This is a genomic window from Paraburkholderia sp. A1BS-2L (genome assembly GCF_051125205.1).
In the GTDB taxonomy this organism is placed as follows: domain Bacteria; phylum Pseudomonadota; class Gammaproteobacteria; order Burkholderiales; family Burkholderiaceae; genus Paraburkholderia.
The window spans coordinates 693361-715599 of the sequence record NZ_CP120428.1 but is presented as its reverse complement, the minus strand read 5'-3'; the positions used below and the strand labels follow the sequence as shown (position 1 = coordinate 715599).

At 60.2% G+C, this 22239-nt stretch carries 16 protein-coding genes; 2 read left to right on the top strand and 14 right to left on the bottom strand.

What is annotated here, in order from left to right:
* Window positions 1-104 precede the first annotated feature (104 nt).
* The 11 genes from wecB to rfbB all read right to left on the bottom strand — a co-directional run bounded on the left by wecB (window position 105) and on the right by rfbB (window position 16986).
* Window positions 105-1232, bottom strand: coding sequence for a non-hydrolyzing UDP-N-acetylglucosamine 2-epimerase (gene wecB, locus P5W98_RS03115; RefSeq protein ID WP_434718244.1), 1128 nt, complete (start codon window positions 1230-1232; stop codon window positions 105-107).
* A 24-nt stretch (window positions 1233-1256) separates the two neighbouring features.
* Complete coding sequence (locus P5W98_RS03110; protein WP_434718243.1) at window positions 1257-5414, bottom strand: glycosyltransferase; 4158 nt, start codon at window positions 5412-5414, stop codon at window positions 1257-1259.
* Between the two features lie 74 nt (window positions 5415-5488).
* Window positions 5489-6949: an ABC transporter ATP-binding protein gene (locus P5W98_RS03105; protein ID WP_434718242.1), complete on the bottom strand. Its 1461-nt coding sequence runs from the start codon at window positions 6947-6949 to the stop codon at window positions 5489-5491.
* A 63-nt stretch (window positions 6950-7012) separates the two neighbouring features.
* The gene (locus P5W98_RS03100; RefSeq protein ID WP_434718241.1) at window positions 7013-9460 is read right to left on the bottom strand and encodes a glycosyltransferase; all 2448 of its coding nucleotides are present in this window, start codon (window positions 9458-9460) and stop codon (window positions 7013-7015) included.
* 70 nt (window positions 9461-9530) lie between these two features.
* Window positions 9531-10319, bottom strand: coding sequence for an ABC transporter permease (locus P5W98_RS03095; protein WP_434718240.1), 789 nt, complete (start codon window positions 10317-10319; stop codon window positions 9531-9533).
* A 151-nt stretch (window positions 10320-10470) separates the two neighbouring features.
* Window positions 10471-12453, bottom strand: coding sequence for a glycosyltransferase family 2 protein (locus tag P5W98_RS03090; protein WP_434718239.1), 1983 nt, complete (start codon window positions 12451-12453; stop codon window positions 10471-10473).
* A 230-nt stretch (window positions 12454-12683) separates the two neighbouring features.
* Window positions 12684-13583: a glycosyltransferase family 2 protein gene (locus tag P5W98_RS03085; RefSeq protein ID WP_434718238.1), complete on the bottom strand. Its 900-nt coding sequence runs from the start codon at window positions 13581-13583 to the stop codon at window positions 12684-12686.
* Window positions 13583-14476 (bottom strand): dTDP-4-dehydrorhamnose reductase, encoded by an 894-nt coding sequence (gene rfbD / locus P5W98_RS03080; RefSeq protein ID WP_434718497.1) that lies wholly within the window; start codon window positions 14474-14476, stop codon window positions 13583-13585. Before rfbD ends, P5W98_RS03085 begins: the two co-directional genes overlap by 1 nt.
* Window positions 14477-14483: 7 nt before the next feature.
* Window positions 14484-15035 carry a dTDP-4-dehydrorhamnose 3,5-epimerase gene (gene rfbC / locus P5W98_RS03075; protein ID WP_434718237.1) on the bottom strand — a complete coding sequence of 184 codons (552 nt, stop codon included), beginning with the start codon at window positions 15033-15035 and terminating at the stop codon, window positions 14484-14486.
* A complete protein-coding gene (rfbA, locus tag P5W98_RS03070) occupies window positions 15020-15913 on the bottom strand; it encodes a glucose-1-phosphate thymidylyltransferase RfbA (protein WP_434718236.1) in 894 nt (297 codons plus the stop codon). The genes rfbC and rfbA overlap by 16 nt, the downstream gene beginning before the upstream one ends.
* 11 nt (window positions 15914-15924) lie before the next feature.
* Window positions 15925-16986 (bottom strand): dTDP-glucose 4,6-dehydratase, encoded by a 1062-nt coding sequence (gene rfbB / locus P5W98_RS03065; RefSeq protein WP_434718235.1) that lies wholly within the window; start codon window positions 16984-16986, stop codon window positions 15925-15927.
* Window positions 16987-17381: 395 nt separating this feature from the next.
* On the opposite strand from rfbB, the gene P5W98_RS03060 reads away from it, so the two are divergent.
* A complete protein-coding gene (locus P5W98_RS03060) occupies window positions 17382-18233 on the top strand; it encodes a symmetrical bis(5'-nucleosyl)-tetraphosphatase (protein ID WP_434718234.1) in 852 nt (283 codons plus the stop codon).
* 25 nt (window positions 18234-18258) lie between these two features.
* Here P5W98_RS03060 and P5W98_RS03055 read toward each other — a convergent pair whose 3' ends face one another.
* From P5W98_RS03055 to P5W98_RS03045, 3 genes are read right to left on the bottom strand one after another with little or no spacing between them, the layout of a single operon-like run.
* Window positions 18259-19038 (bottom strand): lysophospholipid acyltransferase family protein, encoded by a 780-nt coding sequence (locus tag P5W98_RS03055; RefSeq protein ID WP_434718233.1) that lies wholly within the window; start codon window positions 19036-19038, stop codon window positions 18259-18261.
* A gap of 39 nt (window positions 19039-19077) precedes the next feature.
* On the bottom strand, window positions 19078-20364 hold the full coding sequence (locus tag P5W98_RS03050) for a dihydroorotase (RefSeq protein WP_434718232.1): 1287 nt from the start codon (window positions 20362-20364) through the stop codon (window positions 19078-19080).
* Window positions 20365-20378: 14 nt separating this feature from the next.
* The gene (locus P5W98_RS03045; RefSeq protein ID WP_434718231.1) at window positions 20379-21656 is read right to left on the bottom strand and encodes an RNA-guided endonuclease InsQ/TnpB family protein; all 1278 of its coding nucleotides are present in this window, start codon (window positions 21654-21656) and stop codon (window positions 20379-20381) included.
* Window positions 21657-21696: 40 nt separating this feature from the next.
* On the opposite strand from P5W98_RS03045, the gene tnpA reads away from it, so the two are divergent.
* On the top strand, window positions 21697-22152 hold the full coding sequence (gene tnpA / locus P5W98_RS03040) for an IS200/IS605 family transposase (protein WP_434718230.1): 456 nt from the start codon (window positions 21697-21699) through the stop codon (window positions 22150-22152).
* Window positions 22153-22239 lie beyond the last annotated feature (87 nt).

Sequence of the window (22239 nt, the reverse complement as noted above, 5' to 3'; positions counted from 1 at the left end):
TACGCACCGCTTTTCCCGCCTCTGGGCAATCATGCGCGCCTCTGACGTCAGCAATGCACCCGCCGCCCGGTCTGCCTTTTCAAAGAGCCCGGGCACGCATGCGATCACACCAACGATTTCAGGATTGTGGCGATCTGCTGGCCGGCCGTACCATCACCGAAGGGATTTTTGCCGGCCGACATGCGGTGATATGCATCTGCGTTATCGAGGAGTTCCGAGACCGACGACACGATGTTCGCGACGTCCGTGCCGACAAGCTTGTTGACGCCGGCCGTCACGCCTTCGGGACGTTCGGTGACATCACGCATCACGAGAACCGGCTTGCCGAGCGCCGGACCTTCTTCCTGAATTCCACCGGAGTCGGTCAGGATGATGCGACTCGCCGCCATCAATTTGAGGAAGGGCTTGTAGGTGAGCGGCTCTTCGAGGTAGATGCCATCATTGCCTGCCAGAATCCGGTTAACCGTCTCGCGCACCTTGGGATTCATGTGCACCGGATAAATGATGCGGTCCTCCGGATAGCGACTCGCCAACTCACGCAGTGCGGTGCAGATATTCTCGAAACCCGCACCGAAACTTTCGCGCCGATGACCGGTGACGAGGATGATGCGACGCCCCTCTTCGAGCGCCTTCTCGACGCGCTCCGGCAGCCTGACGTCTTCGCTCTTCAGGCGCTCCATCATCAGATACAACGCATCCACCACTGTGTTACCGGTAACGTGAATACGCTCAGCAGGCACGCGTTCGGAAAGCAGATTGTCGCGAGAGAGCTCGGTCGGAGCGAAATGCACATCTGCCACGAGCGACGTGATGCGGCGGTTGAGCTCCTCCGGGAACGGCGCGAGCATGTTGCCGCTGCGCAGCCCTGCCTCGATGTGCGCGACGCGAATGCGTCGGTAGAACGCAGCAAGCGATGCAACCTGAACAGTCATGGTATCGCCCTGCACGACGACGATATCAGGCTGGTGATTCTCGAGGAACTCGTCGATCGCCGAGAAAAGGCGCGAGCTCAACCCGGAAAGCGTCTGATCCTTCGCCATCACGTGAAGGCTCGCATCGGGCGTGATACCGAAGTCGGCGAACGCCTGCATCAGCATTTCCCGGTGCTGCCCGACGGAGCACAGACACGAATCGAAATCCTCGGGCGCAGCGCGCAACGAGCGCACCGCCGAGATGACCTTGATGGCTTCGGGCCGTGTGCCCGCAAATACAACTACTTTTTTCCTGGACATGGTGATGATCGAAAACGGTTGAAATCAGCGTGCGTCAGCGCCCGATTGATCTGCGTCAACATGGCGGCTCTGCCGCTGCGGCCGGTAAGAAGCATAGCGCACAGGCGTCGCGTGTCGGCGCGCCAGCACCGCGGCGAACACCTCTACGTGGTGTTCGTAGGCCTGGGCAGGTGTCATTGACGTAAACGACTTCCGCAGCTGGCTGCGCGCGGAGCGCGGCAAACGGTCTGCGTGTTCGACGAGCACCCGGGCGAGTTCATCGCGCACGGCATGGAACTCGCCTTCATTCGCGATCGCATGATAGAACGCCGGACCATCGAGCGAGGCCCATTCGTCACGCCAGGCACGAATTACAGTGCTTGCCGGATCGACCAGCTGCTCGTGCGCCCCGCCGACGTCGGTTGCGATTACGGGCGCGTGCCGCTGCACGGCCTCTGAAATCGCGAGGCTCCAGCCCTCGGTGAAAGAAGGCATAACGACGGCTCGCGCCAAGTCGACGAAACGATGAACGTCCGCACGATAACCCGGCATCAGCACCGCATCCTGCAGGGCGTAGCCGGCAATTTTCTCGCGCAAAAACTGCGCATAGCCCACGTCGGCATGTTTGCCAAGAATCAGAAGACGAATACCGGGTCGCTGCGCGTGGGCACGTGCAAACGCGTCTATCAGCAGCCCCTGGCCCTTCACGGGGTTGATCGACGCCACATTTACGAAGACCGGCGAATCGCTCGGGAAACCTAGCTCGGCACGCAACGCTTCGTCGGATTCAGGCAAGCCGAGCGGCACGCGGCTCGCGGCGTCGACACCATTCGGAATCACTAACATCCGCTCACGCGCCAGACGCAGATTCACGTCCGCAAACATCGCGACATTCGCTGACACGCAGATATAGCCGTCAGTAATCTGGTCCGCAGTCCGCCACTTTTCCTTGCTCGGCTCATCCAGCCACATATACATATTGTGGACGGTCTGAATAAACGGAATTCGCAGCGCCCCGCAGGCTTCCACAAGCGACAACGAATAGTGCGCGTTAACCAATGCCACCTGATTGGCCACCAGCGCGGCGCGCAGCGCCTCCGGCTCCTGGGGCAAGCGCACACAGGCGAAGTGACGCTCTTTCGATTCCGCCTCGGCTTCGGGTGCGATCTCACCGGTCACACCGAGCATCGGCCGAAAGCCGCGGTCCGCGAGATGTTGAAGCAGATCGAACACGACACGCTCCAGTCCACCGACCATGAAATTGTCGACCTGAAGCATGATTACGGGTGCATCGGCCACCTCGTTGGACGGCCTGCCGACGCGCAGACGGCGCTCCTGTGCGATCGCTGCACAGAACCGTTGCGCGGTATCGACGGCCTGCGCAGGCCCAGCCTGTACTACGAGCGGATGCAGCAAAGACAGCCTGCCATATGACTGGCGGTCCATCGCGATGCAGAGGTCAATCTTGTCGTACACCTGCGCACGCAAGGCGTAGACATCGTCATGCTCTCCGAAGAGCGCGACAACTACTTCGCCTTCGGCGCTGCGCAGCGCGCTCAATTCGCTGGCTGTGACCAGTTTCAAGCCACCGGCCGACGCACCTGTCGGCGCCGATATCCCCGACACGGCAACGGCCGCATCGCTAAGCTGCACCGGCACATGGGTGGCACCGCTGATCTGTGCGAGCCAACGGCCAGCCAAATCGTCGAACCGAACCGGCGCGACGGGCTGACGAACCACCGGTTCGGCGGGCTGCACGGGCCGCGTCGCCGGCATAGGATCTGGCGGCGACGTTGTGGGATCCACCGTGCGCCTCAAACCGCGCGTAAGTACATTCCAAAGTCTCTTCAAATTCCACCTCAGTCGAAATCCTCGGCCCAACGCATTGGCGGTCGCTGCTTCTTCATCCGCCGCCCGTTGAAACGCCTCTCGCGCCTGCGCCGTCGCGTGCTCCGCGACAAGCAGCGCCTCAAGCGTCGCCCGTTGCCGCTCCTTTTCTAGCAACGCCTTTTCGATCCGCAATCGCTCGGCTTCCTTATCGGCAATAACGCCTTCGCAGCGCAAACGCTCCCCTTCCTTCTCGGCGATCACGCTCTCGAGCCGCAAGCGATCTGCTTCCTTCTCCTTGATCAAACCTTCGAGCCGCAGGCGCTCCGCTTCTTTCTCGGCGATCACCCCTTCAAGCCTGGCGCATTCGTTATTTTTTTCGACAATGACATCTTCGAGACGCATGGCATTGCGCAACTGTGTCGACGCGTAGGCTTCCAGCGATTCAGTCCGCCGCGTGCCGTCGTCAAGAATGCGCTCGTAATACCCTCGATGCTCCCACCAGACGAGCCCCCTCCGAAACTGCGAATCGTCGAGAAAATTGAGTAGGTAGGCACACCGGGCGCCGGCCTCGGCGACCTGTGCGACTTCCGGCAAGCCGAAGCTCAACGGCTTGTCCTCGTTGCCGAGAATATTGATCCAGTCTCCGGACAGCAGGCGGCGCACCGTGCGCACTGCGCGAACAAGCCGCTCACGTGCGGCGGTGCAATCGCCTCGTACGAGTGCGAGCGACGCCGCCAGATCGAGCGCACTGACGATCTTCGTGCCCAGCAGAGGACTGAACGGCATAGGGTCCATCGATGCACAGCGCAACGCCAAATGCTCGCACCGATCGAGTTCGCCAATGCATTGAGCGAGCTTTGCCGCCACAAACGCCAGCGAAACCGACCAACGCAACTGCTGCGGCGACGACCCGGTGGTGCCAAGATACGATTCGATCTGCTCGATGCAGGCGTGCGCCTCGGCCACAGACGGCCCCTTTCCGAGCACGCGGTATGCTTGCCCGCAAAGCGCGGCGCCAAAATCTGCACTCTCGGACGGTAGCGACGCCATTACACGATCATTGAGTTCGGCAAGCGCATCGTTATTAGTCAGGCGCATGCCGATCGAGATCATGCTCTTGAAGAGCCATGGATTTGCCATGTCGCCCGCACCGGGCACGACTGCGAAATCATCAGACGCTAGCGTTTCAAAGGTCGTCTCGACATAGGGCACAGTGGTCGCGGTGAGCGGATCAACCATCGCGACGACGATCAGCCCGCCAGCCTCCGGCTGCAACGGCTCATCCAAGCCCGCCAAACGCCACGTTCGCGCGTTCTCCGCCGCCAGCGCAACATTTACGCGAAACGCCTTTTCAATTATCAGCCGGTCTGCGACATCACCGGCAATTGCTCGCAACCATGCGCGCGCAGTGGATTGAGCCGCCGGCGCAACGCCGCGCTCATACTCCGGCACACTCATGATGAAGCGCCCGCCAGGACGCAGACGCTCAAACAGCCCTTGTAGCAAGCTGGCTGGTACGCGCGTGCAGTCCGTTGCGACGAGGACATCGAAATACTCGTCCACTGCGACCGCGGCCGCATACACGTCGAAACGCACACGTCCGACCGGACCGTAATTCGCCGTCGCGTAGCGCAAGGCCGACTCGTCGGGCACGAAAGCGAACACACGGCGAGGGGCACTATTCTGTTCGATGACGCGCGCGGCGCTACCGCCACGCGTATCGAATACGCAGACCGAATCACCAATGCGAACGTATTCACACATCTCCGTCACGCTAGAGAGCGCCGCGATTGAAGCCGAGTCGGCTCCCCTAAGGACATCGAGCGACTCGGCGTTTGTGACGGCGGCAGATTCAGGTAGCGTTTCGAAGAACCACGATTTGAACTCGCAAGCCGGCGGAAACGGACTCTGAAAAACGGCAGTGCGCGAGCGCGCATGCCGCCTCAGGTCTCCTGCGAGCAATCCACCAACGCACGAGTCGGCCGCCAACACGATTGCGCCGCCCGAGTCCCATTGCGTCAAAACCGCAACCTGCTCGATTGACGCTTCCCGAACCTGACCGGTGACTAGACGAGTGACCTCCAACTCAGGCCCATTGCCCTCGACGACAATCAACGCATCGAACTTCGTTGCCGGAAACGCATTATCAAGCGCCATACCAGCTTTGAAGGTCGCCACACGCGCGCTCGAAAAGAACGGTGCCACACGCATTGCGTCCTCTTCGGAATGCACGAGCGCCAGGGCGTCGACACCCGCGTTCAGCAGAAACCTCAGAACATCGACGGTATTGCCGCCGACATACAAAATGCGCCCATGCCCGAAACAGATCAGGCATTGGCGCAAGAATACTTCCAGTTCGATTGGCTTCAGCACAGTTATACAGTAGTGAAAACAGGCTGATTAAAAGTCCGCGCGGGCCACGCCGGGCACAGTCAACTCTGACATTTTCAGGCGATATGCTCCGACGCCACGCGGTCTGCCGGCTGCAAATCGGCACGCATGTGCAAGTCGCAAACCCCGCCGAAGAAGTGCGTGTCGACTCGCGCCCGAACCATGAAAAACGCAGCCTCATCGATCCAGTGCAAAATTGCCTGATCGGAAAAGTTCATTGATTGCTGGTGGATGAGCGACGCCTGAACTTCGTAGAAATTTTCACCCAACGCGCACGAATCCATCGTAAACACAACCGTGTGCTCCTCCCCCGCACGGAACTTCTGATCCCAGAAGATGAACCCGTCACGCTTGTGCGCCATCAGTTCAGCGTCCTGATTGAACGTGCCCCAAGAATACATCTTGATGCCTTCCTTGTTGCGAATGCGCAGGTTCACATAGAGCTTGTCCATGTCCTCGCGAATCGTGAACTTCACGGCAATTTTGACCTTGTCACCGGTGTAGAAGGTCGTGCATTCCTCGTCCTGACCGTCGAAGACCGTGACATCCGAAATCATGGCTTCACGGCTGCCGAACTCGAAACGCGCGTCTTCATGGGGCTGATCCAACGCCTTTTCCACGGCTTCGCTGACCGTGCTGGACACTGCTTCGGATTGGGCAGGCTCCAGCGCAGTTGGTGCAGCTTCCGCTAGCTTCGCCGCCTGCTCCTCCTGCATATTCGCTGCGCGCGCCTGTACTGCCGCCTTATGCTCCGCAATCTCCCCCTGCTTCGCCTTGTTTTCCTCGTCGTGGAGCAGTTTGCGATAGGCAAGCACGACTTCCGATGACGGGCCGGCCACGGCCAAGCGCCCCTTATCGAGTAGCAGAGCGCGATCCGTAAAGGTGCGAATGGACTCGATATCGTGTGAAACAAACAGGATCGCAACGCCGCGTTCGCGCAGTTCGCGAATCCGCTGGTAACAGCGCTTTTGAAACAGCGCATCTCCGACCGCGAGCGCCTCGTCCACAATCAGCACGTCCGGACTCAATTGCACCTGCACGGCGAATGCGACCCGGACCATCATACCGCTCGAGTAGTGCTTGACGGGCTGGTCGAAAAACTCACCAATGGCCGCGAAGCGGATGATCTCCGGCATTGCCGCATCCATCTCGGCGCGCGTCAAGCCAAGGATCGAGCCGTTCAGGTACGCATTCTCGCGCCCGGTAAATTCCGGGTTGAAGCCACTGCCGAGTTCGAGCAACGCCGCCACGCGTCCGCGCACGGTGACGTCACCTTGGGTCGGCGCGAGTACGCCAGCGATGATCTGCAGCAACGTCGATTTGCCCGCGCCGTTGCGACCGACAATGCCAACCGCCTCGCCCTTCTTCACGTCGAACGAAATATCCCGCAGTGGCCAAAATTCGCCAAAGAACTGACGACGTCCGCGGAACAACATTTGCATCAGACGATGCTGCGGCTTTGCATAAAGTTCGTAACGCTTGCTCAGGTTGCGAACATCGATAGCTAAATCGTCCACGGACACTCTCTTGCAAATCTTTCAATCAAATTCAGGAATCAGGCGTCAAACGTACACGTTGCGTCAGGCCACCGCTGCAACGAGTTGCTGCTCGCCAGCCGCTTTCTGCTCTACAAGCCGCACACAGATGGCACGATTGTGCGCAGCCATTTCGAGCCGCTCGGCTTCACCTGGAATCAAGCCCTTCGAGAAGTCCTCCGCAGTGACATATCGCATGCCGTTGGCATTGAAATCACCGATATTCGGCGTATCAACGATCGGCACGATACCAAACGCAAGGTACTCGATTAGCTTGGTCGGACATGACACGTTGTTCACGACCATGTCGTCGCGCAATACGAAGCCGAAGTGACAACTTTCATATATCTTGCTCAGCTCCGCACGCGTGGCGCTGGCCACATGAAATTGCGGATGATGTACGACTTCAGGCGCCGCAGCATTGCGCATCACATCGACGTCGGGCGTATAGATCCACCAATGAGCATAGTCGACCGCGTCGCGCACGACCCGCATCATCTCCGGCACCTTCTGCCACCTCTGAGTTCCACCCGCATAGATGACAACGGGCTTGCCGTCCACATAGCTGCGTGCAGCATCGCTCCATTCGTCCGCCGAAAAAATGGGCAGGACGATCACCTTGGCACGCAGCAGATCACGATACTTGTGCGCGAGATACGCTCCCATCGACTCTGAGACCACCACCACGAACGAGGCATTCTCCACGGCATTGCGTTCGCAGTCGTCGTGAATGCGTGCCGAGTAGAAATCGTTGTGCATCCGAAATTCTTCCGGCACCACACCGTGGACATCGAGAACCCACTTGACGCCGGGAACGCGCAATAGCGCTTCACCAATCCGATTCGCCATGCGCAACACGCTATGAAAATACACACGCTTGAAGCGGAAGGCCAGCAGGCACGCCGCATAACGATGAGCGCGCGAATTCATTTCCACGTTCAGCACCCACGAATTTTTCTCCGCGCGCTCGATAAACGGTTTGGGAGCACCACCTTCGCGCACATCGCAATACACGCGACGACTCTGTGGATACAGCGAATCGATCGCCCTCACGCGCTGAAAATATCCATCGCGCTCGCGCGCCTTGGTCGGAAAAGGCGCAACGAACATGATGCCGTTGCCGCCGATCATGAGGTCGATAAACTCCAGCGCCCTCGCCATTCGGCTCACGCGTGAAGTAGGAAACTCCGCTGCTTTTGCGAGTCGCGCCGCGATACGAGCGCGCCAGCCAGTTCCCGCCTCAGGAGCCGCCGCGGGAATGGCATTGAGCGTCGCGAGTAACCCCTTGGTTTCCGCCACCAACGCGTCAACGCTCTTCTCCAGCGCCACGAAGCGCTTACGCAAGCGTTCGCGCGTATCTTCGTCGGCCCATTCGCCGGTTGTCGTCAGATACTGCGCTACCTCGGCAGAGATGGACTGGATCGCCGGCACCAACGAAGGAGGTGTGGAGTCGTCATCGGGGTAGTCGCCGAACACGATCGTTTTCAGGTCGCGCGCCTGCACGGAACGCCGACTGGCGATTTCGTGCTTGAGGTGAGTCCTGTAGCTCTCGAGGCCATCGACGAGTCGTGTCAGTTGCACCGCATACAGATCGTGCATTTGACAATGCAGCGGCGGATGCTTGCGCTCGCCTACTGCAAATAACGCGTCGTCCTTCCATGCGGTCACCGAAAGATACGTGCGGTCGTTCCACGTGCGGCCGTACTTCTCCTCGAAGCGCGCACGATTCGCAGCGGCGAAGCCTTGAGCCTCCAAAGCGTCCAACTTGCCGAACGACGCCGAGCCCCAATGGTGCATGTACACATCTCGCGCGACGTGCATCTTGAAGCCGCCTTGCAACGTGCGCACGCAGTAGTCGTCATCCTCGTAGGCACCGGGGAAAAAGCGCGTATCCAGAAGCCCAACCTGCTCGATAAGCAGGCGGGAAAACAGCACGCAGTAGTAACTGAGAAAGTCGGATTCAACGACATCACCAAGCCAGCCGTCTCTACGATCGCGTGCGAAACGCTCTAGCGATTCGAGGTCGAATGCGGCGCTGCCTTGGGGGATTTTTGCCCGGTCGCCCAATTCATACGGGATGGGAATGCCCTGCTCGTTGTTCGACGCATTGGTTAGCGGTCCGATCGCATCCTTGTCTTGCGCGACGAGATAGTCGAGCCAGTGGTCCGTGACGATAACATCGCTGTTCAGCAGGCAGATGTGAGTGATCGACGGATCTTTCAGAAAATGCTCGATGCCGATGTTATTCCCGCCTGAGAAGCCGAGATTCTTGTCCTGCTGAAAGAAGACGCCCTCAAACACACCCTGCGAGACTGCTTCATCGAACACGCGGCGCGACACGACACGCTCTGCATCCGCCGACGCGTTGTCGATGACCGCGACAGCAAATTTCGTGTCGCTGCGAGTGCGCACGAGGCTCTCGGCAGCCAGTGCGAACACGTCTGCAGAGTTGTAGGTGACGATTACGATCCCAACCTTCACTTTATTGGCCATTTCAAAATAATTTTCACTTTCACTGCCAACGACGATCTGGCAATGGCATCACCGCTATTTCCCGCGCAGCTTAGAGAACGTCCGGAAAACCCTTTTTCGTTTTCATAAAGAACCAGTAGCATACTCGCAGGAACAGGAGCGACACGGCCACTTGAATGGCCAACCCTGTCCAGTCCGGCCACGAGCCAAAGAAGAATACGTGACGCACGTTTTCGAGTACCGGAGTGAAAGGATTCCATCCGACCATAGGACGCAGCACTTTCGGAACCATTTCGAGCGGATAGAAAATCGGGCTCAAATACATGAGAGCCATCGCGATCGGCGGCACGGCAAGCTTCATGTCAGGTAGATAAACACCCAATGAAGAAAGCAGATACGCAACACCTAGCACGGCAAAAAACATCGGCAGCAGCACAACCGGTAACGCGATGGCTGTGAGCGGCGGCAGACCGACGAAAATGAGGAAGAACACTAAAAGCAAGCCATAGCCGATCGCCGCATTGACCAAAGCCGAAAGCGTGATGGCAAGCGGCAAAATTTCCAACGGGAAAACAACTTTCTTGATGAAATTTGGATTCTCGCGCATCAACATTGGGGCGCGCAGAAAGCATTCCGAAAAGAAAGTGTATGTAATCAAGCCACTGAACAGGACTAACGCGGACTCGCTGCTGCCCGCGGTGCCATTCGACCAGCGCGCCTTGAACACGACGCTAAAAACAAAGAAATAGACGACAAGGGTCAGAATCGGCGTGACGACCATCCAGATGGAGCCGAGCACCGACCCTCTGAACTTGGTCGCCAAATCCCGACGCACAAAATCGCGCAACAGCGAACGATGCTGCAAAATAGAAACTTGCATGGAATATTCCCAACGGGCGGCATCCTCACAATCGAGATGCCCACACAGATCCCGGATCAACCTTGTAAAAATTACAGAACGACCCGGAAGTCAGCTCCGCATTCTGCCGTAGCGCAACGGCACGCGTCAATTGAACTGCTGCGCCGCACAATCATTCAAATTGCCCGATCCGTGGCGGAAACGCCAGCGCAAAGGGCCCGTCATCAAGCTGCAATGTCAGATTCGGGTTGTACGCCGGATCACGCGTGAACCATCCGTCCCAACGGCGCTCCATCCAGCGAATCTCCTCGAGGAACCTCTGATATTTTTCAGGGGCAAGATCGGAGCCACGTGTGGCGGACTCATGGTGGTAAAGCTCGGCGTGCGGCGTCCAGGCGTTGCGATAACCGGCCTTCGCAATTTTCAGGCAGAAATCGACATCATTAAAGGCCACGGCGAGTTCAACATCGAGTCCGCCGACTTCCTTGTAGATCTCCTTACTGACAACAAGGCAAGCGGCCGTCACGGCAGACAGATTCTGCAGCGTAACGCCGCGGCCGAAGTAGCCGAACTCCCCGCGTTCCAACTTGAGGTGCATGTGCCCAGCGATGCCACCCAGTCCGACCACCACGCCACCATGCTGCAACGTATCGTCGGGATACCACAGGCAGGCGCCCACTGCGCCTACGCCCGGCTGGCATGCGACGCTCACCATTTCGCCGAGCCACTCTGGTGAAACTACTTCGACGTCGTTATTCATCAGACAAACATACTCTCCGCGCGCAATATCGACTGCACGATTATTAAGAGCAGAGAAGTTAAACGGAGCATCGTCGCGAATTACCCGTACGTTCGGCAGCCTCGAAATCCGTTCGAAATACGCCATGGTCTTCGACTGAACGCTGCCATTGTCGACCACAATAATCTCGTAATTGCGATACAGCGTCTTCTCCGTCACGCTGTCGATACATTGCTCAAGCAACTCAAGGCCGTCGCGCGTCGGAATGACAATCGACACGAGCGGCTGCTGTTCAGGCAGCGCGTAGCGAACGCGCATCGTGCCTGCAGAGTCGTCCGGACTATCGATGGTGGCGTCGATTCCAATGCGCTTGAAGTGATCCTCCATGGCGCGGATCGCCGCCTGCAGCGCATAGGGTTTCGCTTCGCCACTGCCCGCCGTGCTCCCCGCGACGATACGCCAGTGATACAGGACATGCGGGATGTGAACGACGGCCTCGTGCCCGGCAACGTCAATGCACCGCAACGCGAGGTCGTAGTCCTGACTCCCTTCGTAACCCTTGCGAAAACCACCGACTTCGCGCACCAATGCTGTCTCGTACACGCCCAGATGCGAGAACATGTTGTGCGCGAGAAACATCAGGGGATTCCAGTCGCTCTTGAAGTACGGCATCGTTCGCGTGCCTTTTTCGTCGAGCTTATCCTCGTCGCTATAAAAAAGACGGCCGGTTGCGTGCAGATTGATATAGCGTGCGACCATGTACAAGGCATGCGGCGGCAACAGGTCGTCATGATCCAGCAGCGCTACATATTCGCCCGTCGCCAGTGCGAGTGCGCTATTGCTCGCTTCCGAGATATGGCCGTTTTTTTCGCGCAGAGCAATCTTGATCCGGCTATCGGCAGCAGCAGCTGATCTCAGCAACTTTTGCACATGTGGCTGAGTCGATGCATCGTCGGCGATACAGAGTTCCCAATGCGGATAGATCTGTGCCTGCACCGACTCGATCATCTCGCGTAAAAGCTTTTCGTCACTGTTGTAGGTAGGAACGATGACGGAAATCAGGGGCTTGCGCGCCAACATATTGATCTCAGATACCAGCCCCTTTTCCTGCTCTAGCGTGATCGAATCATATTGCGCAATCCAGTCTCGGTAGAGTTCGGCGGACACTGGCGCGGATGCGAATCCGCCGCCCCTGCGCAAACGCTTGACTCGCGCGGTCACGCCAGACCAGCCTTCGCGTCTGACGATCGAGCCGCAGAATTTAAATGCGCCCACCAGTCCGCCGCGAGTTTGTATCTGGCGACGCACGATCGAATACGCCAACCGCGCGGCCCGCAGGGAGCGCGCTAGATTACGCAAAGGCGCAGTGGTCCGCCAAGAAGCCGAATGACTCAATGCAATCACCTCGACTTCCAACGGGAGCACACGATTACGCAACACCGCACGCTCGATGGACGAGTTTCGATCGCCGTCCGCTTTGAATCAGCACCGGCACCGCCAGCTATCCGATGGTTATCGGTCTGCATATTCATTTGCGTCCTCATAGCCACAGAACATTTGATGATTTCCGAATCCAAAGAGCCGATATCCGCACCAGCAAACGAGTGGCACGGTACTTCGCACGTGCACGGGCAGCCACCCTCGCCCTACAGGTGCCCCAAGCGCCCGCGCAGACCATCGTAAAGACCGCGCAACGCCATACGTAGATGAGCAGTCCGCTCCTGCGGCAAGCATGCATACACCAGCAACCGAACCGGAAGTTTGATCAACTCGGTCGATTTCCACGTCCACGGAACATACGAGCGACGCACGAGTGTGACCGCGTTTCTAAACAAGTAGTAGTGCCGCACCGGACTATGCATTGGATACGGCCGTCCAAATAACCGAACTGGCTCGTCGCCGAGTGTGTGGCGCATGACGATCCACGGCACGCCCAGCACCTTGTAACCCTTCCACCGTGCACGAATACACCACTCGAGATCGACGAAATCAATAAACAAAGCATCGTCCATCGGACCAATAGCTGACCACGCGGCGAGATTGATACATGACCCCGAAGTGATCAGGAAATCAACCTCGACCGGACAGGTCCCAACCGGCGCAACCCGCTTGAGGCGCCACATTCCGAATCGCACGAACGGCGCAATCCCGCCGAGCCTGCCGTCTTCGTAGGCTGGGCCGATGAGCGCCACTTTCGTCCCCCGCTCGAGCTCGCTCTTCAACGTAAGCGGCAGCGTACGCAGCAATTCATCCGAAGCCTCGCTGTCCTGATCGAAAAGAATCGCACTCGTGCAGCCGCACGCGATCAACGCCTCGACGCCCTGGTTGATCGCCGTGGCAATGCCCAGGTTGGCTCCGTTCGGCAGATAGTAAACGCGCGGGTCAAGCCCAAGTGCGGCGGGGTCGTACACCTGCTCGGTGTTGTCGACCACCACACAAGGGCCAAGACTGGCTAGCCGGTTCGCCCGCGCGACACACCCCGCATCGGGACGGTAAAACACAACGACCGTGCCTGTCCCGGCATCGCCAACCACGCTTGCATCCATCAGTCTTCGAGGCAAAGGCGCAGCGCTTCGTCCCACATCGGCGGTCGCAGCCCGAACGTGTTCGCAAGCTTGTCGCCCGCCAGTCGCGAATTCGCAGGACGCTTCGCCGGCACCGGATACTCCGAACCCGGGATCGGCAGCACGTTCGGGGCCTTATCGCCCATCGCGATACCAAGGATGGCCTGCGTGAAACCATGCCACGACGTCGCGCCGCCGGCCGTCAGGTTGTAGATGCCTGAACGCTCACGCCACCACTGCGCACTGCCGCCGCGCTGAGCCGCCAATCCTTGCGCGACGATATGCGCCGTCACATCGGCAATCGTGCGCGACCATGTCGGCGCCCCGATCTGGTCGGCCACCACGCGAAGGTCAGGACGCTCCGCGCCAAGCTTGAGCATCGTCAGCAGGAAGTTCTTGCCGCGCCGGCCATAGACCCAGCTCGTGCGCAAGACCAGATGTGCACAGCCGTTCGCCGCAATCGCCTGCTCGCCTTCGAGCTTGGTGCGACCGTAGACGTTCTGCGGATTAACCGCATCGGTTTCCACGTACGGCGCGTCTTTCGTACCGTCGAACACGTAATCGGTCGAATAGTGGATCAGCGTTGCGCCGCACTTCGCAGCCTCTTCGGCAAACACCCGGGGCGTTTCGGCATTGAGCCGCCGCGCCGTAGCTTCGTCCGATTCTGCCTTGTCCACAGCGGTATACGCCGCAGGATTCACGATGATCGACGGTTTCGTTGCGCGCACAACTTCGCGCACACGATCGAGATCGGCGAGATCGAGCGCCGCGCGATCAAGGCCAATCACGCGCCCCAAGCCCTGCAAGCTGCGCAGCAACTCAAACCCTACCTGGCCGTTCACACCCGTGACGAGAATCGTCGGCTGGATGTCCATCGAATCCTCACGCATAGACTTCTGCTTCTACCAACCGCTTGCCCGCCGCATCCTTCGCCGCCAGCAATGGCTCGAACTCGATCGGCCATTCGATGCCGATTTCCGGGTCGTTCCACACGATGCTGCGCTCGTGCTCGGGGAACCAGTAGTCGGTGGTCTTGTACAGGAACTGCGCCGACTCCGAAATCACGACGAAGCCGTGCGCGAAGCCTGGCGGCACCCACAGTTGCCGATGATTCTCGGCCGAAAGGTGCACGCCGACCCATTTGCCGAAATTCGGCGAACTGCGGCGGATATCGACGGCAACGTCGAACACCTCCCCTTCCACCACGCGCACGAGCTTGCCCTGAGCATGCTGGACCTGGTAGTGCAACCCACGCAGGACACCCTTCGCCGAGCGCGAATGATTGTCCTGCACGAATTCCACGCCGGCCTCGACCAGTTCCTCGAATTCGCGTCCGTTAAAGCTCTCATAGAAGAAGCCGCGTGCGTCACCGAACACCTTCGGCTCGATGATCTTGACTTCGGGGAGCGCCGTAGCGGTTACCGTGATGGCCATGCAACGTGATCCGTGAGAATGTTCAACAAATATTTGCCGTATGCGTTTTTCGCGAGGGGCGCGGCAAGCTTCTGCACCTGCTCCGCATCGATCCATTGCCGGCGGTAGGCAATTTCCTCGGGGCACGCAACAACGAGCCCCTGACGCTTTTGCAGCGTCGCAATGAACGTCGCCGCCTCGATTAGCGAGTCGTGCGTGCCGGTATCCAGCCAAGCGTAACCCCGGCCCATGATCTCCACATTCAGCGCACCGTCGCTCAAGTATCGCGAGTTCACGTCCGTGATCTCAAGCTCACCGCGCGGCGACGGCTTGATGTCCGCCGCGATGTCGCACACGCGGTTGTCGTAGAAGTACAGGCCTGTCACCGCATAGTTCGAGCGCGGCTGCGCCGGCTTCTCCTCGATCGACAGCGCACGGAAGCCCTTGTCGAACTCGACCACGCCATAGCGCTCCGGATCGTGCACGTGATACGCGAACACCGTCGCACCCGTGTCCTGCGCATCCGCGCGCTCGAGCTGCTTCGCCAGATCGTGGCCGTAGAAGATGTTGTCGCCGAGAATCAGCGCCGACGGATCGTTGCCCACGAACTCCCGGCCGATGATGAACGCCTGCGCGAGCCCATCCGGCGACGGCTGCACCGCGTACTGGATGTTCATGCCCCAATGGCTGCCGTCGCCGAGCATCGCCTCGAAGCGCGGTGTGTCCTGTGGCGTCGAGATGATGAGTACGTCACGGATGCCCGCCACCATCAGCGTCGACAGCGGGTAATAGATCATCGGCTTGTCGTACACCGGCAGCAACTGCTTGGAGACCGCATGGGTGATCGGATAGAGCCGCGTGCCGGAACCGCCGGCGAGAATGATGCCTTTGCGCGCCATGTCGGGTGCCCTTACGCGCGCTGCGCGTAGTTCGTTTCGACCCACTTGCGGTAGTCGCCCGAGGCAACCTCGTCCGCCCAGGCCTGGTTATCCAGGTACCAGCGCACCGTCTTCGCAAGACCCGTTTCGAACGTCTCGGCCGGCTTCCAGCCCAGTTCGCGCTCGAGCTTGCGCGCGTCGATCGCGTAGCGGCGGTCATGGCCAGGGCGATCCGTCACATAGGTGATCTGGTCTCGATACGAGCCCGCAGCCTTCGGCCGCATCTCGTCGAGCAGGTCGCACAGCGTGTGCACGACCTCGAGGTTCTTCTTCTCGTTCCAGCCGCCCACGTTGTAGGTCTCGCCGGACTGGCCGCGCGCGAGCACTTCGCGGATCGCGCTGCAGTGGTCGCCCACGTAGAGCCAGTCGCGCACGTTCTGGCCGTCGCCGTACACGGGCAGCGGCTTGCCGGCGAGCGCATTGGCAATCATCAGCGGAATGAGCTTTTCAGGGAACTGGTACGGACCGTAGTTGTTCGAGCAGTTCGTGGTGAGCACCGGAAGCCCGTACGTGTGGTGGTAGGCGCGCACGAGATGGTCGGAGCCGGCCTTGGTTGCCGAATACGGGCTGTTCGGGGCGTACGGGGTGGTTTCGGAGAATTGCGGGTCGGTATCCGTTAGCGAGCCGAACACTTCGTCCGTGGACACGTGCAGGAAGCGGAAATCGGCCTTCTCCGCCTCGGGCAGGGTGTTCCAGTACTGGCGCGTGGCTTCGAGCAGCGTGAAGGTGCCGACGACATTGGTCTGAACAAAGTCAGCAGGGCCATGGATCGAGCGGTCGACGTGGCTTTCCGCAGCGAAATGCAGCACGGCGCGTGGCTTGTGCTCGGCGAGCAGGGCGTCGAGCGCAGCGCAATCGCAGATGTCCACGCGCGCGAAAACGTGCTTCGGATTGCCCTGCAGCGAGCGCAAGGTTCCAAGATTGCCCGCGTAGGTCAGCTTGTCTACGTTCAGAACGGCTTCCTCGGATTGACGGAACCAGTCAAGCACAAAGTTGGCGCCGATAAAGCCGGCACCGCCCGTTACCAGGATCATGGAACTCCCTTTTTTGACGCGAGATTGGAGGCTGGTCTGGCGCAAATCCCCGTGGCCAGACGCTCGAAAGGATGCTGTAAACAGTGGACTTTAGGCACGATAACGCCTGATTTTATCCACGCAGCATACTTTGACTCTGATTTTGTAACAGCAATTATACGGGCAGCTTGAGCGAAAGCCATACCCCTAACATCTTGAAACAGCTTGACAATTTCTCGCCCTTTCGCTCCGGCACGTAATTATTCGGCTGCCCGCCTGCGTCAATTTGCGCCCAAACGAACCAGACAATTCACCCGGCGCCCATACCGCAATCGTTTTCCTGTGATACCGTCGTCTACTTGCCCCGACACACAGTCACGCTGACCCGCAGCTGATCCACACCTGTTTTCGTTTCGATGACCACGCACGCGCCATTTCCGCCGCCCCTCGCTTTTGGCGATCTTCAAGGCTGTCTTACCCCATTTCGCGAATTGCTCGCCAAGGCCGGCCCTTCCGCCGACACCCCGCTCTGGTTCGCGGGCGACCTCATCAATCGCGGCCCCGATTCGCTCGAGACGCTGCGCGAGGTAATCGCGCTCGGCGACCGCGCGGTGGCGGTGCTCGGCAATCACGATCTGCACCTGCTTTCCGTGTCGGCAGGCATCCGCAAATCGAAAAAGGGCGACACCATCGACGACATCCTGAGCGCTCCCGATGCCGAGGATCTTCTGCACTGGGTGCGTCATCGTCCGATCGCGCATTACGACCAGGGCATGCTGATGGTCCACGCCGGCGTGCTGCCGCAATGGGATGTGGAACTCACGCTGGAACTCGCGCGCGAGCTCGAAAAGGCGTTGCGTGGCGACAACTGGAAAGAAGTGCTGGCCGGCCTCTACGGCAACGAGCCGAGCCGCTGGTCGAAGAATCTGAAGGGGATCGAGCGGCTGCGCATCACCTGCAGCGCGCTTACGCGCATGCGCTTTTGCAACGCCGATGGCGTCATGGACTTCTCCACGAGCGGCGGGCTCGATTCCGCTCCTCCAGGTTTTATGCCGTGGTTCGACGCGCCTGGACGCAAGACCGATAACGCCACCGTGGTGTTCGGCCATTGGGCGGCGCTTGGCCTCACATTGCGCGAAAACCTGGTTGGACTCGACTCGGGCTGCGTCTGGGGCGCGCGTCTTTCGGCGGTGAGCCTGAAAGCCGATCCCCACCAGCGCGTGCTCACTCAGGTGCCCTGCTCGAGCTGCCGCGCGGTCTCGGGCTGAACGCGCGGTGCGCAAGCGCCCTGCCTCAAGCGCCAACCCCGCTGCGCAGCCCCTGCCGATCCATCCGCCCCGGCGAGCGCAGCACTTCCAGCGCCTCCCCCACCGCTCCCTGCGCTTGCGCCGCGAGCCTGCGGCGATCATCGCCCGGCTCGATCGCCTCGCATACATACACATGCGCCGTGATCGGCCCGGCCTTGAGCAACATATCGAGCGACTCTTTGAGCGAGACATCGTCGATATACGCGGGGGCCGCCGACTGCCGCCCCTGCGCGTCTTCGTAGAGGATGCAGATGGGCTGCACCGGCGCGCCCGCCGACACGGGCGCCTGGAACATATTCGCGTGAAACGGCTTGATCGCGAGGCCGTCGGTGGTCGTGCCCTCCGGAAACACGCACATCAGTTCGCCGCGCCCAAGGCGCGCCGACAGTTCGTGCATGATGCGGTGCGCGTCGCTGCGCCTCTCGCGCTCAATGAACACGGTGTCCAGATTCTGCGCGAACCAGCCAATCAGCGGCCAATTGCGGATCTCGGCCTTCGAGACGAACGGCGTCGGGCGCCACGCGTTGATCACGTAGATGTCGATCCACGAAATGTGATTGCTCACGACGAGCGCGCCCGCGTCGAGCCGCGCCGCGTCGTTATGCACGACGATCTTCATGCCGCACAGTTCGAGCATCCTGAGCGACCAGGCGCGGTTCATGGCGTGGCGCGCCTGGGGCGTCGCGCGCGGAAAGCGCACGCCGACGGTCCAGGCGCCGCGCAGCAGGTGCCCGAGCAGCCGGGCTTTGCGTATAAAGAGGCTCATGGCGATACGAATGGCGATGGCGAGTGCGCTCGATGATCCTTAGTGATGCCCGGCGTCGCGTTCGAAGCCGATGCGCCCCGCCACCAGCGTCGCGCGCACCACGGCGGGCAGTTCGTAGCCGAGGAACGGCGTGTTGTGCCCCTGGCTCTTGAGCGCGCGCGGCTCGACACGCCAGTGCGCGTTCGTATCGAACACGCAGAGGTCGGCGGGTGCGCCTACGGCAAGTCGCCCTGCCTCACGCTGCATCACCCCGGCAGGCGCCGAAGTGATCGATGAAAGCGCCTTCGCAAGCGGCACCCCTGCTTCCTGCGCCCACTTCACAGTAAGCGACAGCAGCAGTTCGAGCCCGCTCGCGCCCGGCGTGGCTTCGGCGAACGGCAGCAGCTTCTCGTCGTCGTCCACGGGGGTGTGCTGCGAGCAGATCGCGTCGATGGTGCCATCGCCGAGACCCGCGCGAATCGCCTCGCGGTCGCGTTGCTGGCGCAGCGGCGGGTCGAGCCGGAACTGGGCATCGAAATAGCCGATGTCCATGTCGATCAGATGCACGTGGTTGGCCGTGACGTCGCAGGTCACGGGCAGGCCTTCGGCCTTCGCCGCGCGCATGAGCTCAACGCCCGCTGCGGACGAAAGGTGCTGCACGTGCACGCGCGCGCCCGTCACGCGCATCAGCTCGAAGAGCGTGAAGAGCGCGATGGTTTCCGCGCTCACCGGCACGCCCGACAGCCCGAGCCGCGAAGCCAGCGCGCCGCTTGCGGCCACACCGCCCTTCGCGAGATACGCGTCCTGGGGGCGCAGCCACACGGCGTAGCCGTAGGTGCTCGCGTACTGAAGCGCACGCAGCAGGACCTGCGTGTCGGCGATCGGCTTGTCGGCCTGCGTGAAGCCGATGCAGCCGGCTTCGGTGAGCGAAACCATCTCGGTGATCACGTCGCCCTTCAGGCCGACCGTGAGCGCGCCGAGCGGATACACATGCGCGCGTTCGAGCTTGCCCGCGCGGTACTTGAGCATTTCGACCAAGCCCGCTTCGTCGAGTACCGGATCGGTGTCGGGCGGGCACACGAGGCTCGTCACGCCGCCCGCGAGCGCCGCGTTCATTTCCGAGTCGAGCGTGGCCTTGTGCTCGTAGCCCGGTTCGCGCAGCCGCGCGCTCAGGTCGACGAGACCCGGCGCGACCATGAGGCCCTTCGCGTCGAGCGTTCTGTCCGCGTAAAAGCCCGCGGGCGCGGCGCCTAGCGCTACGATCTTGCCCGCTTCGATATAGATGTCCTGCTGCAGCTCGGTGCCGGCCGCCGGATCGATCAGCGTACCGCCTTGAATGTGAATCATGAACTCTCCCACCGCTAAACGTCGGTCGAGATTGTAGCGGGGGTTTCGCGGGTCGTAGACTTTAACTTGGCGCGTTTCCGCGACAGGGGCTTAGGTCTCGCCGCCACGCCCGTCCCAGGCGTGTGCGCGTCAATCAGAACAACCGACGCTGCGTTCTGGTCGCGTTGCATCTTGAGGCCGCAATGCGGGCACTCATGCACGCGGTGCGCGAGTATCTTGGGCACAATCTCCCAACACGACGAGCACCGCTGCGACGGTTTGAGTTGGCGCGTATTCGACAAATGCAGGCGCGTACCAGCCTCTACCGCTTTGTACGCGAGCATTTGATGCGCCATGCCAAACCCAGCCGATAGAATTTCCCGGTTCAGGCTAGCTTTCTGCTTGACCATCCGGCCGGGCCTGTCCTGCGTGCCATTGGCCGAACGGCTCATGTTCGATACAACCAGCTCTTCCGTTGCGATGACTGAGCACGACGCGACGAGGCGCGAGGTCTGCTTATGGATGAAGTCCCGGCGCACGTCCCTGATGTGGGCGTGCAGGCTCGCAATCTGACGGCCCAGGCGTTTGTACCGGCACGAACCTTTGTTCTTGCGCGATCGCTGACGCTGAAGGTCAACGAGACGCGGCAGGTTTGTGCGCACGAAACGGGGATTCGCGATTGTCTCGCCGTTGTCGAACGTGGCCCAGTCGGTGAGGCCGAGGTCGATGCCGCGATGTTCGTCAGCAGTGCGAATGCGCAAGACGGCATTCTCAGATACGCGCAGTGTGACAGACGCAAACCACTCGCCGTTCCTGCGCGTAATCGTCAGGTCGTTTGACTTCGCGCCGTCGCCGAAACGATGCTGGCCTCGAGCGCGAATCCACATAGCATCCTTGCCGCTTCCCAGGCGAATCGTGGCACCTCGACCACCCAGCTGCATGAGCTTCCATCCTGCGGGATCGGGGTAGCAGAAGCCGCCGAACCGCTTGTTGGCCTTAAAGCGCGGGAATCCCGGCGTCTGCCCGGCCTTGACCCGCCGGAAGAACGCCTGAAACGCAAGGTCCAGTTTACGAAGCGTTTGCTGTAGTGCGTGCGAACCCAACTCGACGAACTCAGGGCGTGCGGCTTTAATCTCCGGTAGGGCGTTTTGTTGATCGCAGTAGAAGATCGACTTGCCGTGCTTCCGGTAAGCGTCGACTCGCTCCTCCAGCGCCGCGTTATAAAGCTCACAGTGCAAACGAATCCAACCCGTAAGGCGTTTGGCATCACGAGCGCTCGGATACAGCTTAAAGGTGACTTTGCGGCGTTCCATGGGAAATACAATAGCACACCAAATCCGTTAAGGCGCAAACGTGGAAACCGCCAACAGATCGAGCTCGCGTGCAGTTTATAGCCTTAAGCTACACATAGTCTTTGTGACTAAGTATCGTAGGAAAACGCTGTCGCCCGAACTGCTCGAATACCTCGAAGCGGCCTTTGGCGAAGTCCTCGCCGCGTGGCACTGCAAACTAGTCGAATTCGGTGGCGAGCCAGATCACGTACACATGTTGGTCGACATCCATCCGGCGCTCGACATATCGGTCCTTGTGAACAACCTGAAGACTGCAAGTGCCCGTCGAGCGCGCAACAGGTTTGCCGAACACCTTGCCCGTTTCTATTGGAAGCCGGCGTTCTGGAACCGTGCCTATTTTGTGGGGAGCGTCGGCGGTGCAACACTGGAAACGGTGCGTGCCTATGTGGAGGCTCAGGGCACAGAGGAGCACGCCAGAAAGTCTGGCGTGAAGAAAAGGGCAAAACCACCCACTTGACCCTATCCTGTTCGGCTGGCTTCGCCTATGGGTTCGCAAGCGAACCGGTCGGATAAGGAAGGGGAATGCGCGGGCCAATGTTCATGT